This window comes from Streptomyces sp. RKAG293 (assembly GCF_023701745.1).
Lineage (GTDB): Bacteria > Actinomycetota > Actinomycetes > Streptomycetales > Streptomycetaceae > Actinacidiphila.
Map to the genome: position 1 here is coordinate 6,933,545 of NZ_JAJOZB010000001.1, position 22,332 is coordinate 6,955,876.

The following is a 22,332-nucleotide window of genomic DNA, read 5'->3' on the forward strand; positions in this document are numbered from 1 at the left end:
TCCGCCCGACCGCACGCGCTCGATTGAAGGCCCGGCATCCGTCCTCCCCGTGCGGGACGGATGCCGGGCACAGCTGCGAGCGAACCGTCAGGCCGCGCGGCGGGCGCGGCGGTGGTGGGCGGTGATGATGTCGGCGTAGCGGCGGCCGCTGCCCTTGATGGTGCGCTTCTGCGTCGGGTAGTCGACGTGGATCAGGCCGAAGCGCTTGTCGTAGCCGTAGGCCCACTCGAAGTTGTCGAGCAGCGACCACGCGAAGTAGCCGGCCAGCGGTGCGCCGCGGCGCACCGCCCTGGCGCAGGCCGCGAGGTGCTCCTCCAGGTAGGCCTGCCGCTCCGGGTCGTCGACCTGGCCGTCGGGGCCGACGGTGTCGGGGTAGGCGGAGCCGTTCTCGGTGACGAAGATCCGCTGGGCCCCGTACTCCTCGGCGACCCGGACGAGCAGCTGCTCCAGGCCGTCGCCGTAGACCTCCCAGTCCATCGCCGTGCGCCGGACGCCCGGCAGGTAGACCTGCTTGGCACGTGGCGGCAGCCCGGTGGGGTCGTCGGCGATGACGTTGCGGAAGTAGTAGTTGACGCCGAGCCAGTCGAGCGGGGCCGCGATGGTGTCGAGGTCGCCGGTCCGGATCGGGAGGTCGACGCCGTACAGGTCGACCATGTCCTGCGGGTAGCCGCGGCCGTGGATCGGGTCGAGCCACCAGCGGTTGGTGTGGCCGTCGGCGCGGATCGCGGCGGCCTGGTCGGCCTCGCGGTCGGTGGCGGGCTCGCAGGGGCTGAGGTTGTTGACGATGCCGATGCGGGCGTTCGGGTTGGCCGCGCGGATCGCCTGGACGGCGAGGCCGTGCCCCAGGTGCAGGTGGTACGAGGCGCGGACCGCGGCCGTGATGTCGGTGAGTCCGGGGGCCATCTTGCCTTCGAGGTGGCCGATCCAGGACGAGCAGAGCGGCTCGTTGAGCGTCGCCCAGTCGTGGACGCGGTCGCCGAGGGCTTCGGCGACCACCGACGCGTACTCGCCGAACCGCTCCGCGGTCTCGCGCTCCGGCCAGCCGCCCCGGTCCTGCTGGGCCTGGGGCAGGTCCCAGTGGTAGAGGGTCGGGAAGGGGGTGATGCCCGCTTCGAGGAGTGAGTCGGTGAGCCGGTCGTAGAAGGCGAGTCCGGCCGGGTTGACCGGCCCGCCGCCCTGCGGCATGACACGGGGCCAGGCGATGGAGAACCGGTAGGCGTCCAGGCCGAGATCGCCCATCAGGGAGATGTCCTCGGGTACCCGGTGGTAGTGGTCGCAGGCCACGTCGCCGGTGTCACCGTCCGCCACCTTGCCCGGGGTGTGGGAGAAGGTGTCCCAGATCGAGGGGGACCGGCCGTCCTCGTCCACCGCTCCTTCTATCTGGTAGGCGGCGGTGGCCGCGCCCCAGATGAAGTCGGCGGGGAGAGCGCTGAGGTCGTTCACGAGCAGCCTTTCGGTGGTGGTCACTTGACGGCGCCGGCGGTGAGTCCGACGACCAAGTAGCGCTGGAGCAACAGGAATCCGGCGACCACGGGCACGCTCACGACGAGTGAGGCGGCCATGACCTGGTTCCAGTACACGTCGGTCTGGGTGGCGTATCCCTGCAGGCCGACGGCGAGGGTGCGGGTGGTGTCGTTCGTCATCACCGACGCGAAGAGCACCTCGCCCCAGGCCGTCATGAAGGCGTACACCGACACCGCGACGATGCCGGGGACGGCGGCCGGGACGACGACGCGGAAGAGCGCGCCGAGCGGGCCGCAGCCGTCCACCATCGCGGCCTCGTCGAGATCGCGCGGGATGGAGTCGAAGTAGCCGACGAGCATCCAGATGGAGAAGGGGAGCGAGAACGTCAGATAGGTGAGGATGAGGCCGCCGCGGCTGCCGTAGAGGGCGATCCCCGTCGAGTTCCCGATGTTGACGAAGATCAGGAAGAGCGGGAGGAGGAAGAGGATGCCCGGGAACATCTGGGTGGACAGCACCGTTACCGTGAAGAGCTTGCGGCCCTTGAAGCGGTAGCGGCTGACGGCGTAGGCGGCGAAGATCGCCACGGCCACCGAGGCCACGGTCGCGCTGACCGAGACGATCACCGAGTTCACGAAGTACTTGGCGAGCGGGACCGTGTGCCAGATGTCGATGTACGGCCGGAACGTGAAGCCGCTCGGGATCCACCGGAAGGAGCCCTGCACGTCCTGCAGCGGTTTCAGCGAGGAGCTGAGCATCACGTACACCGGGGCGAGCGTGAAGACCGTGAGCAGGGTGAGGAAGATCCGCCGGGTCCAGATGAACGACTTCGGCTGCGCCATCGGTGACGGGGGAGGGGGTTTACGCATCGGCCGCATCCCTCCTGCGTGATGTGACCAGGAGATAGACGGCCGTGATGACCAGCAGGAACAGCAGCAGGAGGACGGACATGGCCGAGCCGGAGCCGAAGTTCCAGGTGATGAAGGACGACTGGTAGATGTGGATGGAGATCAGGTCGGCGGCTTCCGGCGCCGACCTGCCGAACAGCACGTAGGGCGTGTTGAAGTCGTTGAACGTCCACAGGAAGAGCACCAGCACCAGCACCTGGTTGACCGGCCGCAGCGACGGCAGTGTGATCCGGCGGATCTGCTGCCAGACGCCCGCGCCGTCCATCGACGCCGCTTCGTACAGCTCACGCGGGATGTTCTGCAGCCCTGCCATCAGGCACAGGAAGGCGAACGGCCACGAGCGCCATACGGAGACGGTGACGAGGGCGGTGAAGCTGTTGTCGCCGATCAGCCAGAACGACCGCTCGGAGGTGAGGTGCAGCTGGTCGTGGATCACGTGGTTGATCAGGCCCGTGTCGCGCTGGAACATGAACGACCAGGTGATGACGGCCGCGTAGACCGGCAGCGCGTACGGGACCAGGAAGATCGCCCGCAGGAATCCCCGGCCGCGGAAGGCGTCCTGCATGAGGATCGCCGCCGCGGTGCCGAGGAGCCAGGAGAGCCCAACGGCGAGGACGGTGAAGCAGAGGGTGACCCAGAACGAGTGCAGCAGCGCCTGGCCGACCGGGGCGTCGAAGTCCACCGCCACGCGGTAGTTGTCCAGGCCGGCCCAGGGCGCGGCGCCCCAGTCGCGGATGAAGAACTGGGTGAGCTGTTTGAAGCTCATCACGATGCCGACGATCATCGGGATGAGGTGGATCAGCAGTTCGAGCAGCAGCGCGGGAAGCAGGAGCAGGTAGGGCAGGCCGATCCGGCGCAGTCGCGCGATCACGAGGCCGGCATCTGCTGCTGGGCCTTGGTGAGGGCGTTCTTCACGGAATCGGTGGTGACGTCCTTGCCTGAGGCGGCCTGCGCGAAGAGCTCCTTCATCGCGGTGCCGACGAGCGTCTCGAACTGGCTCTCGTTGGGGACCTGCGGCAGCGGGGCGGCGCTCTTGGCGAGCACCTCGGCGAGCGTCTTCAAGTCGGGTGTGGAGAAGGCCGGGTCGCTCTGCGCGTCCTTGACCGGCGGCAGCGAGCCGTAGGTGGCGTTGAGGGTCTTCTGCTCGGCGGGGCTGGTCATGAAGTTGACGAACTTCAGGGAGCCGTCGAGGTTCTTGGTGTTCTTGAAGACGGCGAGGTTGATGCCGGCGACCATCGAGTTGATGGCGGTCGCACCCGTGGCGCCCGCGGTCTGGAACGGAACCGGCGCCACGCCGTAGTCTTCGGGCTTCATGCCGTGGGACTTCAGCGAGGAGGCGGCGGCCTGCCACATCAGCATGCCGGCCTTGCCGGTCGCGAAGTCGGCGAGGGACTGGTTGGCGGAGTACTCGGCGTTGCCGGGGGCCGCGATCTTGTCCTTGCCGATGAAGTCGATGTACTGCTTGACGGCGGCGACGTTCTCCGGGGTGTCGAAGGTGGCCTTGCCGGAGGCGTCGAAGAAGTCCGAGCCGTGCTGCTTGGCGAGGACGAAGGCGTGGTGGATGTTCTCCGAGCCGTTGCCGCCCTCGACGGCGAGGCCGTACTTGCCGCCCTTGGTGAGCTTCTTGCCGTCGGCGACCAGTTCGTCCCAGGTCGTCGGCGGGGCGGCTATGCCCGCGTCGGCGAACATCTTCTTGTTGTAGTAGAGCCCGTAGGCCAGCGAGTACAGCGGCACGGCGGCCGGGTCCTTGCCCTGCGCGCCGGCGGCGGCGAGCGCGGCGCTGACGAAGCGGTCCTTGCCGCCGATCTTGGAGAAGGTGGCGGCGTCGAACGGGAGCAGCGCGCCGGTGGCCTGGAGGGACGCCGACCAGGTGTTGCCGATGTTCAGCACGTCGGGCCCCTGGCCCGACGTGGCCGCGGCCAGGATTCTGTTGAGCAGGTCGGACCAGGGGACGACCTCCAGCTTGACCTTGATCCCGGTCTGCTGCTCGAACTTCTTGAGCTCCGGCTCCAGTACCTGCTTGTCGTTCTCCAGGCTGGTGCCCTGGTTGCTCGCCCAGTACGTCAGTGTCTTGGGGCTGCTGTTGCCGCCGCTGTCGTTGCTGCTGGAGCCGCCGCCGCAGGCGGAAGCGGTGAGTGCCATCGCTGCGGCGATGGCGGTGGCCGCGACTGCCCGGTGGTAGGTACGCATGACGGTCCCCTCTCAGGGGTGGGATCGCTACGGAACGGGAACGGGTCTGGACTGGTGCGGAACCTGACAGGAACGGGTCCGGAAGACGTCAGGAACAGGTCGGGAACAGGTCTGGATCAGTTCAAGAAGTGAACAGGCGCCGTGTCTTATTTCAGGGCGTGATTTAACTTGTGAGAAAAGGTGGCGTCAAGACTTCGCGCACCGATAGATTTCAGCCGGGGAGCCAGGGGAGGAGGACCGGATGGCAGATCGAGGCAAACGAACCGTGCGTGACCTGCGGCGCGGCAACCGGTCGGCGCTGTTGCGCCACCTGTATTTCGAAGGACCACTCAGTCGCCAGGAGTTGGGACGGGACTCCGGGCTGAGCGCGGGATCGATCAGCAACGTCGTCGGCGATCTGATCGCCGACGGGCTGGTCGAGGAGGCGGGTTCCGTCGACTCCGACGGCGGACGGCCGCGGATCCTGCTGAGGGTCGCCGCCGGTTACGGCTGCGTCGTGGGGGTGGACGTCGGCGAGACCCGCGTCCGGGTCGAGCTGTTCGACCTCGCCCTCACCGAACTCGCCGCGGCGGACCTGCCGCTGTCGGACAGCGGCCATGACGTCGACCACGTCGTACGGCTGATTCTCGACGGTCTGTCGGCCGTCGTCCGCGACGCGGGCATCTCCGAGAGCGATGTGCTCGGGGTGGGCGTCGGGGTCCCCGGCATCGTCGAGCAGGGTGACGGCGCCAACGGGCCGGGCGGATCCGGCGGTTCGGGCGGCTCCGGCGGCGGTTCGGGCGGCTCGGGGGTCGACCTCGGCGGTGGTGAGGGCATCGTCGTGCACGGCCAGACCATCGGCTGGAACGCGGTCCCGTTCGGCCGTCTGCTGCGGGCCGGCACCGACCTGCCGCTCTACATCGACAACGGCGCGAAGACGCTCGGCCAGGCCGAGATGTGGTTCGGCGCAGGACGCGGCGCGAGCAGCGCCGTCATCGCGCTGCTCGGCTCGGGCGTCGGCGCCTGCGTGGTCGCCGACGGCAAGCCGTACCGGGGGGCCACCAGCAGCGCGGGGGAGTGGGGGCACACCACGCTCCAGGTGGGCGGCCGGCTCTGCCGCTGCGGCGCCCGCGGCTGCCTGGAGGCCTACGTCGGTGCCGAGGCGCTGCTGGAGCGCTGGGGCAGGGCCCCGGAGGGGCAGAGCGAGGAGGCGGGCCTCACGGCCCTGCTGGCCGCCGCCGACGAGGACCCGTCCGCGGCCGCGCTGCTGGCGGAGACCGCCGAGTACCTGGGCGCGGGCATCGCCGACCTGATCAACCTCTTCAACCCCGAGCGCATCGTGATCGGCGGCTGGGCCGGGCTCATGATCGGCCCCCGGCTGCTGCCGGCCGTCCGCGAGGCGGCGGTGGCCTACGCGCTGCACCATCCGTGCGCCCAGACCTCCATCGAGATGGGACGGCTCGGACCCGACGCGGTCACGGTCGGCGCGGCCACCCTGCCGCTCGCCAGACTGCTCGACTCCGGCGGCGCGCCCTGGAACCGGAACCCAACCGTCCGGGAGGCTCGCCTGGAGGTACGTTGACGAAGCGGGAGCAATCGGACGCTCCCGCCTCGTCGCACCTCATCCCGCCAAGGAGCCCCGCTGTGACCCTGCAGCAGCAGATCGTCGGCACCGCCATGCAGATGACCGTATGCACCCTTCAGCCAGGTCAGACGGTGTACTGCGAGGCGGGGAAGTTCCTGTTCAAGACGTCGAACGTCACCATGGAGACCCGGCTGTCGGGCCCCGGCGGCGTCCAGCCGGGCGGCCTGCCGGGGGCCCCTCAGCCGGGTGGCGGCGCGGCCGGCGGCATGAGCGGCATGCTGCGCCAGGCGATGGGCACCGCCATGCAGGCGGGGCAGCGGGCGCTCGCGGGCGAGAGCCTCGCCTTCCAGTACTTCTCCGCGTCCGGCGGCGAGGGCACCGTCGGCTTCGCCGGTGTGCTGCCCGGCGAGATGCGGGCCCTGGAGCTGGACGGGTCGCGGGCCTGGTTCGCCGAGAAGGACGCCTTCGTGGCCGCCGAGTCGACCGTCCACTTCGGTATCGCCTTCCAGGGCGGACGGACCGGCCGCAGCGGCGGCGAGGGCTTCATCCTGGAGAAGTTCACCGGGCACGGCACGGTGATCATCGCGGGCGCAGGGAACTTCATCGACCTGAACCCGGCTGACTTCGGCGGCCGGATCGAGGTCGACACCGGCTGCATCGTGGCCTTCGAGGAGGGCATCGAGTACGGGGTGCAGCGGATCGGCGGCCTCGACCGGCAGGGGCTGATGAACGCGGTCTTCGGCGGTGAGGGGCTGTCGCTGGCCACCCTGGAGGGCGACGGCCGCGTCATCCTGCAGTCGATGACGATCGAGGGTCTGGCCAACGCGCTGAAGAAGGCCCAGGGCGGCGACAAACAGGGTCCGACGGGCGGGCTGTTCTCCACCCACCAGGGCTGAGCGGCCGGTCACTCGGGCTGACGGGCGGGCCACCAGGGCTGACGGGCCCTGCCACTCGGGCTGACGGGCCTTGCCGCCCGGGCCGACCGCGCCGGGGCCGGCGCCGGTGTGTTCACAACTCCGCCGCGACCGGTTAACTCCTGGAAAACAGTGTGTCATTGGGATTGACGGGGCCAGGTCTACGCGCGTCATGGTGGTGCCATGAGAACCCCACGTCTCACTCGTATCGGCGCGCTCGCCGTCCTCGCGGGCGCCCTCCTCGTCGGCGGCCCGGCGGTCGCCGCCTCGCCCGCCGCCCTCGCCCCCACCTCCGTCGCCGTCGGCTCGTCCGCCACGGTGACGGTCAACGCGGTGGGCAGCATCTGCTACTCGGCGCTGCCGTCGCAGGCCCACCACACCCTCGACCTCATCGACGCGGGCGGGCCGTTCCCGTACTCGCAGGACGGCGTCGTGTTCCGGAACCAGGAACAGCTGCTGCCCAGTCACACCAGCGGCTACTACCACGAGTACACCGTCGTCACCCCCGGGTCGCCGACCCGTGGTGCCCGCCGGATCATCACCGGCCAGGCGGTCGACGAGGACTACTACACCGCCGACCACTACGCGTCGTTCAAGCTGGTCAACTTCAGCTGCTGAGCACCCGTCCGAGCACCTTTCCGAGCACCTTTCCGGGCACCGGTCCCAGCGCCTGCTGAGCAGCCGCCGAGCCCCCTGCCCACCGCCTTCCGACCCCAGTGCGCGGGGCGTGCGCCGGACTCTCCTCCGGCGCCCGCCCCGCGCTTTCGCGTGTTACGGACCGGACACATCCCCGCGAACCGCGGGCCCCGGTGTCAGAGGCACCCGATAGCGTTCCAGGGAGACGATGATCCGCCCCCGTTCCACAGCACCGAGGAAGGACGGCGATCCGCCGTGTATCGCTGGGAGATCACCCGGGCCGCGCTGGCCCAGCGGGTTTTCGCCATCGTCCGCAGCGAGAGCTACGACCAGGCCGCCGCGGTGGCCGACACGTTGCTCTCGGCCGGGCTGACCACACTGGAGATCTCGCTCACCACGCCCTTCGCGCTCGAGGCGGTGACCACCCTCGTCCGTGAGGTCGGCGATGACGCGATCATCGGCGCGGGCACCGTACTGGACGCCACCTCCGCCCGGATGGCCGTCGACGCCGGAGCCCGCTTCCTGGTGTCGCCGAGTCTGGACGAGGGCGTCATCCGGACCGGTCACCGCTACGGCGTGCCGGTCTTCCCCGGCGTGGCGACGCCCACCGAGATGGTCCGCGCCATGGAACTCGGCGCGGACGCGCTCAAGCTCTTCCCCGCGTCCGGCTACGCCCCCGGCTGGATCAAGGACGTGCGCGCCGCGCTGCCGCAGGCCGCCCTGCTGCCCGCCGGCGGCATCACGGTCGACACCGCGCCGGACTGGATCGCCGCGGGCGCCGTCGCCTGCGGGATGGGACCTGAGCTCACCGAAGGAGACCGCGACACCGTCGCCAAGCGGCTGACGGAGCTGCTGGCCCGCCTGGCGGACGCCCGCTGACCCCCGGCCCGCTGCCCCCCGGCCCCCTCGTCCCTGACCTCCTGCCCGCCTACTCCTCCGTGAGGGGGAGGCGCGCTCCGCCGACGGCCGGTTACCGTGCGGAGCAAGGCAAACCGGCCTGACCAGGGGGAGGTTCCGGGCATGTCCGAGATCGTCGATCTGACCGTCTACGGCGAGGAGTTCACCGCCGACCCGTACCCGATCTACGCCAAGCTGCGGGAACAGGGCCCGGTCCACCGGGTCCGCACCGTCGACAACGGCGACCTGTGGCTCGTCGTCGGCCATGAGGCGGTGCGCTCGGCGCTCGCCGACTCCCGCTTCAGCAAGAGCTGGCGCAGCCTGGACCCGCTCGCCGAACCGGGCGCCATCAGCGCCAACATGCTGGAGGCGGACGCACCGCAGCACACCCGGCTCCGCAAGCTCGTGGCCAAGGAGTTCACCGCCCGCCGCGTCGAGTCACTGCGGCCCCGGGTCCAGCAGATCACCGATGAACTGCTGGACGAGATGCTGCCGCTGGGCCGCGCCGACCTCGTGGACGCGCTCGCCTTCCCGCTCCCGATGACCGTCATCTGCGAACTGCTCGGCGTCCCGTCGCTGGACCGCGAAGCGTTCCGGCACTGGTCCAACGTGATCGTCGGGCAGGCCGGCGCCGAGGCGGAGAACGCCGCGGTGGAGGCCATGGGCGCCTACCTGGTGGAGCTCATCGAGGACAAACGGTGCAGCGCCCCCGCCGACGACCTGATGAGCGCCCTGATCCGCACCCGGCACGAGGACGGCGACCAGCTGTCGGCCGAGGAACTCGTCGGAATGGCCTTCCTGCTCCTGGTCGCCGGACACGAGACGACCGTCAACCTGATCTCCAACGGGGTGCTGGCGCTGCTCCGGCACCCCGGCCAGCTCGCCGAGCTGCGCGCCGACCCCTCGCTGCTGGACGGCGCCATCGAGGAGATGCTGCGCTACGACGGGCCCGTCGAGACCTCCACCTGGCGGTTCACCACCCAGCCCGTCGACATCGGCGGCACGGTCATCCCGAGCGGTGAGCCGGTCCTGGTGGCGCTGGCCTCCGCGGACCGCGACCCGGAACGCTTCGAGGAGCCCGACACCTTCGACATCCACCGCTCCGCCCAGGGCCATCTGGCGTTCGGGCACGGCATCCACTACTGCCTCGGCGCCCCGCTGGCCCGTATCGAGGGCCGGACCGCGATCCGCACCCTGCTGGAACGCTGCCCGGACCTCGCGCTCGACGCGGACCCCGCCACCCTGACCTGGCGCCGCGGCATGCTGATCCGCGGCGTCCACCGGCTGCCGGTCCGCTACTAGGGCCTAGCCGCGGCGAGCCGCCGCCTGGTGGACACCGGTCCGCCACGCGGCGGGCGCGGACCTAGAATCGGTCCCGATCAAGGCATCAGCAGCGCCGCTGACGCGCGTCCGAGCCGTATCGGGAGGCCCAGAAGTGTCCGTTGTCGCCGTGCCGGGTTCGAAGTCGGTCACCGCCAGAGCGCTGTTCCTGGCAGCCGCCGCCGAGGGCACCACCACTCTTCGCCGGCCACTGCTCTCCGACGACACGGACGGATTCGCCGAGGGGCTGACGAAGCTGGGCTACGCGGTCGAGCGGGAGCCGGACCGGTGGCGGATCGAGGGCCGGCCCGCCGGCCCGGCCGTCGGGCAGGCGGACGTGTACTGCCGTGACGCGGCCACCGCCGCCCGTTTCCTGCCCGCGCTCGCCGCCGCCGGACACGGCACGTACCGCTTCGACGCCTCCGCCCAGATGCGCCGCCGCCCGGTCGCCCCGCTCACCGAGGCCCTGCGGCGGCTCGGCGTCGACCTGCGGCACGAGGAGGCGGAGGGCCATCTGCCGCTCACCGTCACCGCGCGCGGCATCAAGGGCGGTGACCTCGAACTCGACGCGAGCCTGTCGTCCCAGTTCCTCACCGCGATGCTGCTGGTCGCCCCGCTCACGGCCGAGGGCCTGCGGATCCGCGTCACCGGGCTCGTCTCCGCCCCGTACGTCGAGATCACCCTGGCGATGATGCGGAGCTTCGGCGTCGAGGTGCTCCGGGAGGGCGACACCCTCACCGTCCCGCCCGGCGGCTACCGCGCCACCGACTACGACATCGAGCCCGACGCCTCCACCGCCAGCTACTTCTTCGCCGCCGCTGCGCTGTCCGGCGCGTCCGCCACCGTCCCCGGCCTGGGCGCGGACGCCCTCCAGGGCGATCTGCGCTTCGTCGACATCCTGCGGCGGATGGGCGCGGAGGTGCGGACCGGAGCGGACGCCACCACCGTCACCGGCACCGGGCGGCTGTCCGGGGTCACCGTCAACATGCGCGACATCTCCGACACCATGCCGACCCTCGCCGCCATCGCGCCGTTCGCCGACGGCCCGGTGCGGATCGAGGACGTCTACAACACCCGCGTCAAGGAGTGCGACCGGCTGGACGCGTGCGCGGAGAACCTCCGCCGGCAGGGCATCCGGGTCGAGACCGGACGCGACTGGATCGAGATCCACCCCGGCACGCCCGTCGCCACCGAGATCGCCTGCCGCGGCGACCACCGCATCGCCATGAGCTTCGCCGTCGCCGGCCTGCGCACCCCGGGCGTCACGTTCGACGACCCGGGATGCGTGAAGAAGACCTTCCCCGAGTTCCACGAGGCGTTCGCGGCGCAGCGCCGCGCCTGGGGCGTCTGAGCCCTCGTCCGTGACGAGGGCTCAGTCAGGACCCGCGCAGGACCCGCGGCTCAGCGCGCGCTGTACTCGGTCAGCGCCAGCCGCAGCGTCTCGCGCATGAGTTTCACGCCGACGGCGATGCACTCCTCGTCGACGTCGAACCGGCCGCTGTGCAGGTCGTAGGCGGTGGCCCGGCCGCGGGGCCGGACCCCGAGCCGGGCCAGGCCGCCGGGCACGGATTCGAGGTACCAGGCGAAGTCCTCGCCGCCGAGGCTCTGCGGGGTCTCGTAGCGCGCACCGGGTTCGAGCGCCGACGTGACCGCCGCGTCGAACACCCGCATCGCGTCGGGGTCGTTGGTGACGGCGGGCGCGACCTGGTTGAAGTCGGCGTTGAAGGTCACCCCGTACGGGGAGACGATCGCGGTGGCCAGCCGCTCGAACAGCTCCGGTACCGCCGCCCACGCCTCGCGGCTGAGCGACCGCACCGTCCCCAGGGACGTGACGCGCTCCGGCCGGCCGTCGGGTCCCGGCACGCTGTTCACCGTCCCGAACACCGCCGAGGCCACCATGGCGGCGCCTGGGGGCAGCGCGTTCTGCAGGGCGGTCGGCAGGTCGGTGATGAGCTTGGCCATCACCATCACCAGGTCCGCGGGATGGGATCCGGGCGCGGTGCCGGCCGGCGGCTGGGTGATCTGGATGTCGAAGGCGGTCAGGCTGGAGGTGATCGGCCCGGTGCGGATCCCGACCCGGCCCACCTCGCCCGCGGGATCGCAGTGCAGGGCGTAGATGACCGCCACGTCCTTGAGCACCCCGGCCGCGATGGCGTCATGGGCGCCGCTGGGTACAGCCTCCTCGGCGGGCTGGAAGATGAACCGGGCCCGCCCCTCGATCGTTTCGGGCGCCTGGGCGAGCTCCAGCGCCACCCCGAGCATGATCGTGGTGTGCACGTCGTGTCCGCAGGCGTGACAGGTCCCGGGCCGGGTGGACCGGTACGGAACCTCCTTCTCGTCCGCGACGGGCAGCGCGTCGATGTCGGCGCGCAGTGCCACGAGCGGGCCGCGGCCGTCACCGATGTCGCAGTACAGGCCGGTGCCGCCGGGAAAGACCTGCGGTGCGAGACCGGCGGCCGTGAGCTGCTCGGCGATGAAGGCGGTGGTGCCGAACTCCTTGCGCGCCGTTTCCGGGTGCGCGTGGATGTGGCGGCGGATCTGCACCAGGCGGTCGAACCTGTCGGGATTCATGACTATCCAGTTCCAGCGGTGACGGAGTCTTCCAGCGGTGACGGGGGTCGTAGCGCGGACGGCCGCTGCTCGACGGCGTCATCGTATGCGAGCCGGCCGGGCCGCCGGGTGTGGTGCGCCCACCCGGCAACTAGCCTGTGCGGCAGGTCCGTTGGGCCGCCGGATGGCTGTGGGGGCCGTGCGGGGGCCGGTGCGCCGGGTGAATCGGCCGGCGGATATCCCGCGAAGGTGTGACCGTCCATCCGTCAGTTCGATTCTTCAGGTGCGGCCGGCTGGACCGGGAGCCGGTCGAGGACGACGCCGAAGGAGTCGCGGTAGACGGCGAGCAGTTCGTCCCGCGCCACCTCCCGTTCCTGCCGCTCCTCGCCCTCCGTGGTGATGAGGGAGGTGCCGCTGAGGGTGATCCGGCCGGTCGGGGTGAGCAGCGAGCAGACCAGCGACCGGGTGAAGTGCGACGCGGGGGAGGTGCGCTGCCACCAGCAGGTCGGTTCGAAGTCGGCCAGTTCGCGGGGGCGTTGCTCCAGCCGGTACTCGGGTACGCCGTCCTTGAGGATGTCGAGGTCGCCGCCCGGCGCGTCGACGACACGGAAGACACCGCTGGGGTCCGGCTGGTCCTCGCGGCTGTCCAGCCGGATCGGGTGCTGGGTGAACCGGCCGAAGCCGACGTCCACCAGCCAGGGGCCGGCGGCCTCGACGCGCAGCGCCAGATGGTCGAAGGGCGGGCCGGGGACGCCGTCCTTGCCGAAGACCCGGGCGGCGAACAGGCTCACCGGGTAGCCGAGCTCCGTCAGCAGCGCACCGAACAGACCGTTGAGTTCGTAGCAGAAGCCGCCTCGCCGGGCCCCGACGACCTTGGCGAGGAGCGCCTCCTGCGTCAGCACGATCTCCTCGCCGAGGTGGATCGACAGGTTCTCGAACGGCACGGCGAGGAGATGGCGAAACTGCAGGTCGCGCAGTGCGGCGGCGTCGGGGACCGCGGGGCGGTCGGCCCCGATGCGCGAGAGGTAGGCGTCGGCCTGTGAAGCGTCCATGCCGCAGTTATGCCTCAGTGCTCCGCCGAGCGCCAAACGGAACCCGGACGGCCGGTCACAGGTGGTGCCGCTGGCCGCGCTTCGCCCGCTCGTACTCCGCGCGCGCCCGGCGGGCCGGCGGCCGGTCGGAGACCTCGGCGACGGCCACGTCCCACCAGGCGCCGGAGGCCGGTTCGCCGCCCGTGCCCGGCCCGGTCTCGACGTACACGGCCGTCGCGCGGTCCGAGGCGCGGGCCGTGGCCAGCGCCTCGCGCAGCTCCTTGACGGTGCGGGCGGTCAGTACGTCCAGGCCGAGGCTGGCGGCGTTGGCGGCCAGGTCGACGGGGAGCGGATCGCCGGTGAACGTGCCGTCCGGGGCCCGGAACCGGTAGGCGGTGCCGTAGCGCTCGGCGCCGACCGCGTCCGACAGTCCGCCGATGGAGGCGTAGCCGTGGTTCTGCACGATCACGAGGTTGATGTTGACGCCCTCCTGGACCGCGGTGACGATCTCGGTGGGCAGCATCAGATACGTGCCGTCGCCGACGAGGGCGAACACCTCGCGGTCGGGTGCGGCGAGCTTCACCCCGATCGCGGCGGGGATCTCGTAGCCCATGCAGGAGTAGCCGTATTCGACGTGGTACTGCTTCGGGTCGCGGGACCGCCAGAACTTGTGCAGGTCGCCGGGGAGCGAGCCGGCCGCGTTGATGACCACGTCGCGGTCCTGGAGCACCTCCTCCAGGGCGCCCAGCACCTGGGTCTGCGAGGGGAGTCTGTCGCCCGCGTCGCCGCCCGGCCGGAAGACGGCGTCGGTGGCGCGCTGCCACTCCGCGACGCCCCGGTCGTGCCGGGACAGGTCCACCCGGTGACCGGCGAGAGCGGTGGTGAGCGCCTCGATGCCGGACCGGGCGTCGGCGACCAGGGCGGTGCCCGCCATCTTGTGCGCGTCGAACGCGGTGATGTTGAGATTGACGAAGCGCACGTCCGGGTGGGCGAACAGCGAGTTCGACGCGGTGGTGAAGTCCGTCCAGCGGGTGCCGATGCCGAGGACGACATCGGCTTCCCGGGCGGCCGCGTTGGCCGGCGCGGTGCCGGTGTGGCCGATCCCGCCCAGCGCCTGCGGGTGGTCGAAGCGCAGCGAGCCCTTCCCCGCCTGCGTCTCGGCCACCGGAATCCCGGTGGCGGCGGCGAACTCGCGCAGCGCGTCGGTGGCCTCGGAGCCGATCACACCGCCGCCCGCCACGATCAGCGGGCGTTCGGCGGAGCGCAGCAGCTCCGCGGCCTCCTGCAGCGCCGCCGCGTCGGGCTGCGGACGGCGTACGTGCCAGATCCGCTGCTCGAACAGCTCGGCCGGCCAGTCGTACGCCTCGGCCTGGACGTCCTGGGGCAGCGCCAGGGTGACCGCCCCGGTGTCCACCGGATCGGTCAGGACCCGCATCGCCTGCAGCAGGGAGGGCGCGAGCATCTCCGGGCGCCAGATCCGGTCGAAGTAGCGCGAGACCGGCCGCAGCGTGTCGTTGACGGACACGTCGTACGCCCACGGCACCTCCAGTTGCTGCAGCACCGGATCGGCGGGGCGGGTCGCGAACACGTCGCCCGGCAGCAGCAGCACCGGCACGCGGTTGATGGTGGCCAGTGCCGCGCCGGTGACGAGGTTGGTGGCGCCGGGCCCGATGGAGGTGGTGCAGGCCATCGTGGACAGCCGGTTGTTCATCCGGGCGAAGCCGACCGAGGCGTGCACCATCGCCTGCTCGTTGCGGCCCTGGTAGTACGGCATGACGTCGTGGCCGGTCTGCAGCAGGGCCTGGCCGACCCCGGCGACGTTGCCGTGGCCGAAGATGCCCCAGGTCCCGGCGATCAGCCGGCGGCGTACGCCGTCCCGCTCGGTGTGCTGGACGGTGAGGAAGCGGACGAGGGCCTGGGCGACGGTGAGCCTGACGGTGGTCGTCATGGGCGCGGTTCCTCCAGTGATGCGGTCTCCACAGGCGCGGTGTACAGCGGCAGTCGCGGGTCCACGGACTGTGCGGCCCAGCTGCCGCGCACCCAGGCGTGCGCGGGGTCGTCACAGATCAGCCAGGCCCGGTCGGCGCCGGGCCCGGCCATCACGTTCAGGTAGTACATGTCGTAGCCGGGGACGGCCATGCTCGGGCCGTGCCAGCCGTCGGGGATCAGTACGGCGTCGCCGCCGCGCACTTCGGCGAGCACGTCGGTCCGCCCGGCGCCGGAGGGGTAGACCCGCTGGTAGCCCATGGCCTCCGGACCGCCCGCCAGCTCGAAGTAGTAGATCTCCTCCAGCTCGGACTCCGTCGCGCTCGCCTCGTCGTGCTTGTGCGGCGGGAAGGACGACCAGTTGCCGCCGGGCGTGAGCACCTCGACCGCGATGAGCCGGTCGCACGCGAAGACCCCGGCCGCCGCGAAGTTGTTGACCTGACGGCTCGCGCCGCCCGCGCCGCGCAGCTCCACCGGCACGCCGGAGGCGGGCCCGTAACGGGCCGCGAGCCGTCGCTCGCAGCGGGCCCCGGTGAGCGCGAAGCGGCCGCCGGCCCGGCTGGTGAGCACCGCGCGCGCGTCCCGCGGCACATACGCGAAGTCGCTGACGCCGCTGAACACATCGCGCCTGCCGCGCAGTTCGAAGACCTCGTCGTCGACGGCGACCGAGCAGCCGCCCGCCAGCGGCAGCACGATCCACTCGCTGTCACCGCTGTCCAGGGTGCGCGCTTCGCCGGGCGCCAGCGTCAGCACCCGCAGCGAGCTGTAGCCCCACCCGGCGCCCGCCGGGTCCACCCACAGGTCGTAGCCGTCGCGGGCGGCGCTCGCGGCCGGCACGTGCCCGGCCAGCCGCGCCTGCCCCTGTCCCGATCCGCCCGGCGTCATCGGGCGCTCTCCGGCGCGGACGGGCTGCGGTCGACCAGCGACACGGCGGTGTCGACGGCCGCCGCCACGTCGCCGTCGTCCGGGAACAGCATCGTGCGGCCGAGGATCAGACCGCGCACCTGCGGTATCCGCAGCGCCTTCTGCCAGGCCGCATACCGCTCGTCCGGCCCGCCGGTGCCCTCGCCGCCGAGCAGCAGGGTGGGCAGGGTCGTCGAGGCCATCATGCGTTCCATCTCGTCGACGACCGGGACCTTCAGCCAGGTGTACGCGGACGTGCTGCCCAGGCCCTGGGCGATGTTGTTGACGTAGATCTGCGCGTCGGGCTCCAGGATGTTGACGACCCGCCCGGCCACCCGGTGGGTGCGGAACGGTTCGACGAGCGCCAGCAGCCGGCGCGCCGCGAGCGTGTGCACGGCGTGCGAGCAGCCGGCCAGCGTGTCCGCCGTGCCGGGGTCCTCCGGGTCGATGCGCAGCAGCACCTTGCCGCCGTCCAGGCCGGCCGCGGCGATGCCGGGCGCGTCGTAGCCGGTGAAACGGTCGTCGAGCTCGAAGGAGGCGCCGGGCAGCCCGCCGCGGTTCATCGACCCCAGGACGAGCTTGCCGTCGAGGGCGCCGAGCAGCATCAGGTCCTCGACGAGGTCGGCGGTGCCGAGGAAGCCGTCCACCCCGGGGCGTGCCAGCGCCTCGACGCAGCGCGCCAGCAGCTCGTGCCGGTCGCCCATCGCCGTCGGGTCGCCGCCCGCCGCGACCGCGCCGCGCGCCGGGTGGTCGGCGGCCAGCACGAACAGCGGGCTGGCCAGCCGGGCCGAATCGAAGGGCGTGCGCTGCGCGCAGGCCAGCCGGATCGCGTCCGGCGCGGAGGCCCGCAGCCGGGTGATCTCGTCGACCGAGGACGCGAGCGGCGCGGGGCGCCGGCCGGCCGCGAGCGCCTGGGTCCCGGGAACGGGGGCGCAGGGCCGGACGGGGCGGGAGTTCGCGGTCATACGGGGGACCTCTTCGTTTCGGCATCGATGGCCGTGGGGGCCGCTCGCCGCGTCTGTCGCGCGAGCAGCTCCTCCACCTCGGAGAGGGTCGGCATGGCGTCGGCGCACGCGTGCCGCGAGGCGACCAGCGCGCCCGCCGCGTTGGCGGTGCTGATCACACGGGACAGCGGCCGGCCGGCCAGCAGGCCGGCGCACAGGGCGCCGCCGAAGGCGTCACCGGCGCCGAGGCCGTTGACCACCTCGACCGGCACCGGCGGGAAGGAGACGCTCTCGGCGGCGGTGCGGGCCAGCACCCCGTCCGGTCCCTGTTTGATGACGGCGAGGCGCACCCCGCGGTCCAGCAGCAGTTCCGCGGCCCGGTCCGGATCGCCGGTGCCCACCGCGATCTGCGCCTCCTCGCGGTTGCCGACCGCGACCGTCGCGTACCGCAGGGCCCGTGCGTACAGCTCCGGCGCCTCGGCCGGATCGGCCCAGAAGCCGGGCCGCCAGTCGAGGTCGAAGTAGACCTCGCGGCCCGCCCGTTCCTCGAGCGCCGCGAAGAGGGTGGAGCGGGTCGGTTCGACGGCGAGCGCCGAGCCGGTGATCCACAGCACCCGCGCGTCGCGGACCGCGGCGCGGTCCAGCAGCGCCGGCTCCAGGCACTGGTCCGGGGCGACGGGCCGCCGGTAGAAGTAGAGCGGGAAGTCGTCGGGCGGGAAGATCTCGCAGAACACGACGGGGGTCTGCAGTCCCGGCACCGTCGTCACCAGTGCGTCGTCCACCCCGAAGCCGCGCAGCGCGCCGCGGACGTACCCGCCGAACGGATCGTCCCCGACGCCGGTGAGGACGGCGGTCCGCAGCCCGTAGCGCGCCGCGGCCACCGCGACGTTGGTCGCGGTGCCGCCGAGGTACTTGGCGAAGGTGCGGACGTCGGCGAGGCCGACGCCGGTCTGCTCGGGGTACAGGTCCACGCCCACCCGGCCGACGGTGATCACGTCGTACGGAGCCCCCGACCCGTCCGGGGCGGTCACAGCGCGGCCAGCCAGTCCAGTGAGGCCCGTACGTCGTCGACGGGGCCGGCGCCGGGCGGCGGTTCCGCGGTGAGCACGGCGTCCTGCTCCATGACGTACCAGCCCTGGTACCCCGCGCTCTCCAGCGTGCCGATGAGGGCCGCCACGTCGATGTCGCCCTGGCCCAGCGGCTGGTAGAGGTCGCGGTCCACCGCCTCGGTGTAGCTCGTGCGCCCCTCGCGCACGGCCGCGGCGGCGCCCTCGTCCACGTCCTTGAGGTGGACGTGGACCACCCGGCCGGCCGCCCGGCGGGCGAGCGCCACCGGGTCGGTGCCGCCGACGAGCAGATGCCCGGTGTCCAGGCACAGCCCGGTCCAGCTGCCTTCCAGCACCCGGTCCACGTCGTCAGGGGTCTCGACCATGGTGCCGACGTGCGGATGCAGGGCGGCGGTGATCCCGGCGGCAGCGGCGAGGGCCGCGATCCGGTCGAGGTTGGCCAGCAGGGTCTTCCAGCCGAGCGCGTCCAGCTCGGGGCGGGCGTCGTAGCCGTCCTGGCCGGTCGCGGCGGCGAGCACCAGGGTCCCGGCGCCTGCCGCGGTGAAGGCGTCCAGCGCGGTGCGCACCGCCGGCAGCGGGTCGGTCGCCGGATCGTGCAGCACGACCGGGACGAAGCCGCCGACGGCCGTCATCCCGCGCGCCGCGAGCAGCGGGCCCGGCAGAAAGCCGTCGGGTCCGAACTCGGTCGCGGTCAGCCCGAGCGCCGCCATCTCGCCCAGTACCCGCTCGGGCGTCAACTGGTGTCCCCAGCCCGGCACTTCGCACACGCCCCAGGAGATCGGCGCCGCGGCCACCCGGTCGAGCCTCATGCGCTGACCTCCGCGGTGCGTGCCGTGGTGCCGGCGAGCAGTTCGGCGCGGGCCGCGATCTCGGCGACCGCGACCGGCCGCCGCTCGCGCCGCGACACCTCGCACGCCTCGGCGACGAGCAGGGCGCGCAGCGCCTCGCGTCCGGGGCAGGGGTTGGCGCTCTCGCCGCGGGCCACCCGGACGAAGGTGTCCAGCTCGGCGCGGTAGGCGGGGGCGAAGCGCTCCAGGAAGCCGGGCCACGGAGCGGGGACGCTGCTCGCGGCGCCGGGCTCGACGGAGGTGACGGGGGTGCGGGCGTCCACACCGACGGCGATCTGGTCGTCGGTGCCGGCCAGCTCCATCCGTACGTCGTAGCCGGCGCCGTTGTAGCGGGTCGCGGTGGCGGTGGCGAGCACTCCGCCCTCCAGGGTGAGCAGGGTCGCCGCGGTGTCGGCGTCGCCCGCGGCGCGGAAGAAGTCCGCGCCGCCGTTGGCGCCGGTCGCGTACACCTCCAGGATCTCGCGGCCGGTGACCCAGCGCAGGATGTCGAAGTCGTGGATCAGGCAGTCGCGGTACAGGCCGCCGGAGAGCGGGATGTAGTCGGCGGGCGGCGGGGCCGGGTCGGAGGTGACGGCCCGCACGGTGTGCAGCCGGCCGAGCCGGCCGGACCGTACGGCCTCGCGCGCCGCCAGGTATCCGGCGTCGAAGCGCCGCTGGAAGCCCATCTGCAGCGTCGTGCCGGCCGCCTCGACCGAGCGCAGCGCGGCCACGGTGCCGGCCAGGTCCAGGGCGATCGGCTTCTCGCAGAAGACCGGCAGGCCCGCTCGTGCGGCCCGTTCGATGAGGGTGGCGTGCGCCGCGGTGGCGGAGGCGATCACCACCGCGTCGACCCCGGAGCTGAAGACGGCGTCCACCGAGTCCGCGGCGGTGGCGCCGGTCCGGGCGGCGACCTCGGCGGCCCGGCCGGGGTCGGCGTCCGCGACGAGCAGTTCACCGACGTCCGGATGTGCCCGTAGCGCTACGGCGTGGAAGGCCCCGATCCGACCGGCCCCGAGAAGTCCCATTCGCATACCTGGCCCTGCCCCTTCCAGGAAGGTGATCTTCCGGAGGCCGCCGCCGAAGCGGACTCGGCACCTCCGGCTGATACGGCTTGCGTGCCCTGCGGGACCAACCTCCCGCGAGCCGTCACCGCCTGTCAATAGTTTGTCCGGACATACGGACTTCCCGTCATGGCAACCTGCCGATACGCTCCCATCGTGCCCAGTCCCGACCCCGCTCCGCTCCGTCTCAGCGTCGACCGCTCGAGCCCGGTCCCGCTGTACTTCCAGCTTGCCCAGCAACTGGAGAGCGCCATCGAGACCGGTGGGCTGGCGCCCGGCAGCCTGCTGGGGAACGAGATCGAGCTGGCCGGCCGGCTCGGCCTGTCCCGGCCCACCGTGCGCCAGGCGATCCAGTCCCTCGTCGACAAGGGACTGATGGTGCGCCGCCGCGGGGTCGGCACCCAGGTGGTGCACAGCCAGGTCAAGCGCCCGCTGGAGCTGAGCAGCCTCTACGACGACCTGCTCGCCGCGGGCCAGCGTCCCGCCACCCGGGTGCTGCGCAACTCCGTCGCGCCCGCCTCCCCGCAGGCCGCGGCCGCGCTCGGGGTGCCGGAGGGCAGCGAGGTCGTGGTGGTGGAGCGGCTGCGGCTGGCCCACGGCGAGCCCATGGCGCACCTGACCAACCACCTGCCGCCCGACCTGCTGCCGCTGAGCACCGCCGACCTGGAGGCCACCGGCCTGTACCGGCTGATGCGCGGCGCGGGCATCACCCTGCACAGCGCCCAGCAGACGGTCGGCGCGCGGGCCGCGACCGCCGAGGAGGGCCGGCTGCTGGCCGAGCCGGAGGGCGCTCCGCTGCTGACGATGCAGCGCACCACGTACGACGCCAAGGGGCGGGCGGTGGAGTTCGGATCGCACATCTACCGGGCTTCGCGCTACGCGTTCGAGTTCCGGCTGCTGGTCCGTACCTAGCCGCGAACGTAAGAATGTCTGTACAAAGTCTTGACGCTGGACCCCGGCCCCGATTAGAAACCACCCCGTGCCGTACACCGGACCGGACCCGGGCGGCCGGAGGAAAAGGCGGACCCACGATGGCACGCAGGCGTACGGCTCTGTCCGCGGCGGCACTCGCCCTGGCGATATCGCTCGCCGCCGCCGGATGCAGCAGCTCCGGGGGCAAGAAGACCGAGGAGAAGGACGCCACGGGCGCGGTGAACGGGGCGGGCACCCCGCAACTCACCATCGCCATGGTCACCCATTCGGGTGAGGGCGACACGTTCTGGGACATCGTCCAGAAGGGCGCGAAGCAGGCCGCGGCGAAGGACAACGTGAAGTTCCTCTACTCCAACAACAAGGAGGGGAACGAGCAGGCCCAGCTCGTCCAGACCGCGATCGACCAGAAGGTCGACGGCATCATCGTGACGCTGGCCAAGCCCGACGCGCTCAAGGCGGTGCTGCAGAAGGCCGTCCAGGCCGGCATCCCCGTCATCAGCATCAACTCCGGCTCGCAGTTCTCCGCCGCCTACGGCGCGCTGAGCCACATCGGCCAGGACGAGGCGGTGGCCGGCGAGGCGGTCGGCGACGAGATGACCAAGCGGGGCCTGAAGAAGGCGCTCTGCGTCATCCACGAGCAGGGAAACGTTTCTCTCGAACAGCGCTGCGACGGCGCCGCGAAGACCTTCAAGGGCTCGATGCAGAAGCTCTACGTCACCGGCACGAACATGCCCGACGTGCTCTCCTCCGTCACCTCCAAGCTCCAGGCGGACAAGTCCATCGACGCCATCCTGACCCTGGGCGCGCCCTTCGCCGCCACCTCCGTGCAGGCCGTCCAGCAGACCAAGGCCAAGGTCGAGGTCGACACCTTCGACCTCAACGCGGCCGTGGTCAAGCAGCTCAAGAGCAAGGAGGTCGGCTTCGCCGTCGACCAGCAGCCCTACCTCCAGGGCTACCTCGCGGTGGACGAGCTGTGGCTCTACAAGACCAACGGCGACGTCATCGGCGGCGGCCGACCGGTGCTGACCGGCCCCGCCCTCGTCACCGACAAGGACGTGCCGCAGCTGGAGAAGTACACGCAGCGCGGTACCCGATGACAGCGGCCACGTTCCCCTTGACAGATACTTGGGCCGCCGGGGC

The 22,332-nt window shown here is 71.9% G+C and carries 19 protein-coding genes and 1 pseudogene; 8 read left to right on the top strand and 12 right to left on the bottom strand.

Translation table 11 applies throughout. The features are described from left to right. Window positions 1-87: 87 nt before the first annotated feature. From LNW72_RS30705 to LNW72_RS30720, 4 genes and pseudogenes are all read right to left on the bottom strand, one after another. On the bottom strand, window positions 88-1,443 hold the full coding sequence (locus tag LNW72_RS30705) for a GH1 family beta-glucosidase (protein ID WP_250980386.1): 1,356 nt from the start codon (window positions 1,441-1,443) through the stop codon (window positions 88-90). 20 nt (window positions 1,444-1,463) lie between these two features. Beyond that, window positions 1,464-2,330: a carbohydrate ABC transporter permease gene (locus LNW72_RS30710; protein WP_250978324.1), complete on the bottom strand. Its 867-nt coding sequence runs from the start codon at window positions 2,328-2,330 to the stop codon at window positions 1,464-1,466. Continuing rightward, a pseudogene (locus LNW72_RS30715) lies at window positions 2,323-3,231 on the bottom strand (carbohydrate ABC transporter permease); the annotation flags it as partial. The gene LNW72_RS30710 and the pseudogene LNW72_RS30715, both read right to left, overlap by 8 nt. Window positions 3,232-3,236: 5 nt before the next feature. Beyond that, on the bottom strand, window positions 3,237-4,559 hold the full coding sequence (locus LNW72_RS30720) for a sugar ABC transporter substrate-binding protein (RefSeq protein ID WP_250978325.1): 1,323 nt from the start codon (window positions 4,557-4,559) through the stop codon (window positions 3,237-3,239). Between the two features lie 241 nt (window positions 4,560-4,800). On the opposite strand from LNW72_RS30720, the gene LNW72_RS30725 reads away from it, so the two are divergent. The 6 genes from LNW72_RS30725 to aroA all read left to right on the top strand — a co-directional run bounded on the left by LNW72_RS30725 (window position 4,801) and on the right by aroA (window position 11,241). Continuing rightward, on the top strand, window positions 4,801-6,120 hold the full coding sequence (locus tag LNW72_RS30725; protein ID WP_250978326.1) for an ROK family transcriptional regulator: 1,320 nt from the start codon (window positions 4,801-4,803) through the stop codon (window positions 6,118-6,120). Window positions 6,121-6,182: 62 nt separating this feature from the next. After that, window positions 6,183-7,019, top strand: a complete 837-nt coding sequence (locus LNW72_RS30730; RefSeq protein WP_250978327.1) for an AIM24 family protein — start codon at window positions 6,183-6,185, stop codon at window positions 7,017-7,019. Window positions 7,020-7,220: 201 nt separating this feature from the next. Continuing rightward, window positions 7,221-7,655, top strand: a complete 435-nt coding sequence (locus tag LNW72_RS30735; RefSeq protein WP_250978328.1) for a ribonuclease domain-containing protein — start codon at window positions 7,221-7,223, stop codon at window positions 7,653-7,655. A 273-nt stretch (window positions 7,656-7,928) separates the two neighbouring features. Next, the gene (locus tag LNW72_RS30740) at window positions 7,929-8,552 is read left to right on the top strand and encodes a bifunctional 4-hydroxy-2-oxoglutarate aldolase/2-dehydro-3-deoxy-phosphogluconate aldolase (RefSeq protein WP_250978329.1); all 624 of its coding nucleotides are present in this window, start codon (window positions 7,929-7,931) and stop codon (window positions 8,550-8,552) included. Between the two features lie 141 nt (window positions 8,553-8,693). After that, window positions 8,694-9,872: a cytochrome P450 gene (locus tag LNW72_RS30745; protein WP_250978330.1), complete on the top strand. Its 1,179-nt coding sequence runs from the start codon at window positions 8,694-8,696 to the stop codon at window positions 9,870-9,872. Between the two features lie 133 nt (window positions 9,873-10,005). After that, entirely contained in the window at window positions 10,006-11,241 is a 1,236-nt protein-coding gene (gene aroA, locus LNW72_RS30750) for a 3-phosphoshikimate 1-carboxyvinyltransferase (protein ID WP_250978331.1), read from the top strand. A 50-nt stretch (window positions 11,242-11,291) separates the two neighbouring features. Here the strand turns inward: aroA and LNW72_RS30755 are convergent, their stop codons facing one another. The 8 genes from LNW72_RS30755 to LNW72_RS30790 form a co-directional block, all read right to left on the bottom strand. After that, window positions 11,292-12,461 carry an amidohydrolase gene (locus tag LNW72_RS30755; RefSeq protein ID WP_250978332.1) on the bottom strand — a complete coding sequence of 390 codons (1,170 nt, stop codon included), beginning with the start codon at window positions 12,459-12,461 and terminating at the stop codon, window positions 11,292-11,294. 245 nt (window positions 12,462-12,706) lie between these two features. Next, window positions 12,707-13,492, bottom strand: a complete 786-nt coding sequence (locus LNW72_RS30760) for an arylamine N-acetyltransferase (RefSeq protein WP_250978333.1) — start codon at window positions 13,490-13,492, stop codon at window positions 12,707-12,709. A 55-nt stretch (window positions 13,493-13,547) separates the two neighbouring features. After that, window positions 13,548-15,419 carry a 3D-(3,5/4)-trihydroxycyclohexane-1,2-dione acylhydrolase (decyclizing) gene (gene iolD, locus LNW72_RS30765; RefSeq protein ID WP_250978334.1) on the bottom strand — a complete coding sequence of 624 codons (1,872 nt, stop codon included), beginning with the start codon at window positions 15,417-15,419 and terminating at the stop codon, window positions 13,548-13,550. Continuing rightward, entirely contained in the window at window positions 15,416-16,342 is a 927-nt protein-coding gene (gene iolB, locus LNW72_RS30770; RefSeq protein ID WP_250978335.1) for a 5-deoxy-glucuronate isomerase, read from the bottom strand. Before iolB ends, iolD begins: the two co-directional genes overlap by 4 nt. Continuing rightward, entirely contained in the window at window positions 16,339-17,325 is a 987-nt protein-coding gene (locus LNW72_RS30775) for a deoxyribose-phosphate aldolase (RefSeq protein ID WP_250978336.1), read from the bottom strand. Before LNW72_RS30775 ends, iolB begins: the two co-directional genes overlap by 4 nt. After that, window positions 17,322-18,335: a 5-dehydro-2-deoxygluconokinase gene (iolC, locus tag LNW72_RS30780; protein WP_250978337.1), complete on the bottom strand. Its 1,014-nt coding sequence runs from the start codon at window positions 18,333-18,335 to the stop codon at window positions 17,322-17,324. The genes LNW72_RS30775 and iolC overlap by 4 nt, the downstream gene beginning before the upstream one ends. Next, a complete protein-coding gene (locus LNW72_RS30785; protein ID WP_250978338.1) occupies window positions 18,332-19,180 on the bottom strand; it encodes a TIM barrel protein in 849 nt (282 codons plus the stop codon). Before LNW72_RS30785 ends, iolC begins: the two co-directional genes overlap by 4 nt. Continuing rightward, window positions 19,177-20,229, bottom strand: a complete 1,053-nt coding sequence (locus LNW72_RS30790) for a Gfo/Idh/MocA family oxidoreductase (protein WP_250978339.1) — start codon at window positions 20,227-20,229, stop codon at window positions 19,177-19,179. Before LNW72_RS30790 ends, LNW72_RS30785 begins: the two co-directional genes overlap by 4 nt. A gap of 159 nt (window positions 20,230-20,388) precedes the next feature. On the opposite strand from LNW72_RS30790, the gene LNW72_RS30795 reads away from it, so the two are divergent. Both LNW72_RS30795 and LNW72_RS30800 read left to right on the top strand, forming a co-directional pair. Next, complete coding sequence (locus LNW72_RS30795) at window positions 20,389-21,171, top strand: GntR family transcriptional regulator (RefSeq protein WP_374117360.1); 783 nt, start codon at window positions 20,389-20,391, stop codon at window positions 21,169-21,171. Window positions 21,172-21,290: 119 nt separating this feature from the next. Then, window positions 21,291-22,289: a sugar ABC transporter substrate-binding protein gene (locus LNW72_RS30800; protein WP_250978341.1), complete on the top strand. Its 999-nt coding sequence runs from the start codon at window positions 21,291-21,293 to the stop codon at window positions 22,287-22,289. The last annotated feature ends 43 nt before the right edge of the window (window positions 22,290-22,332 follow it).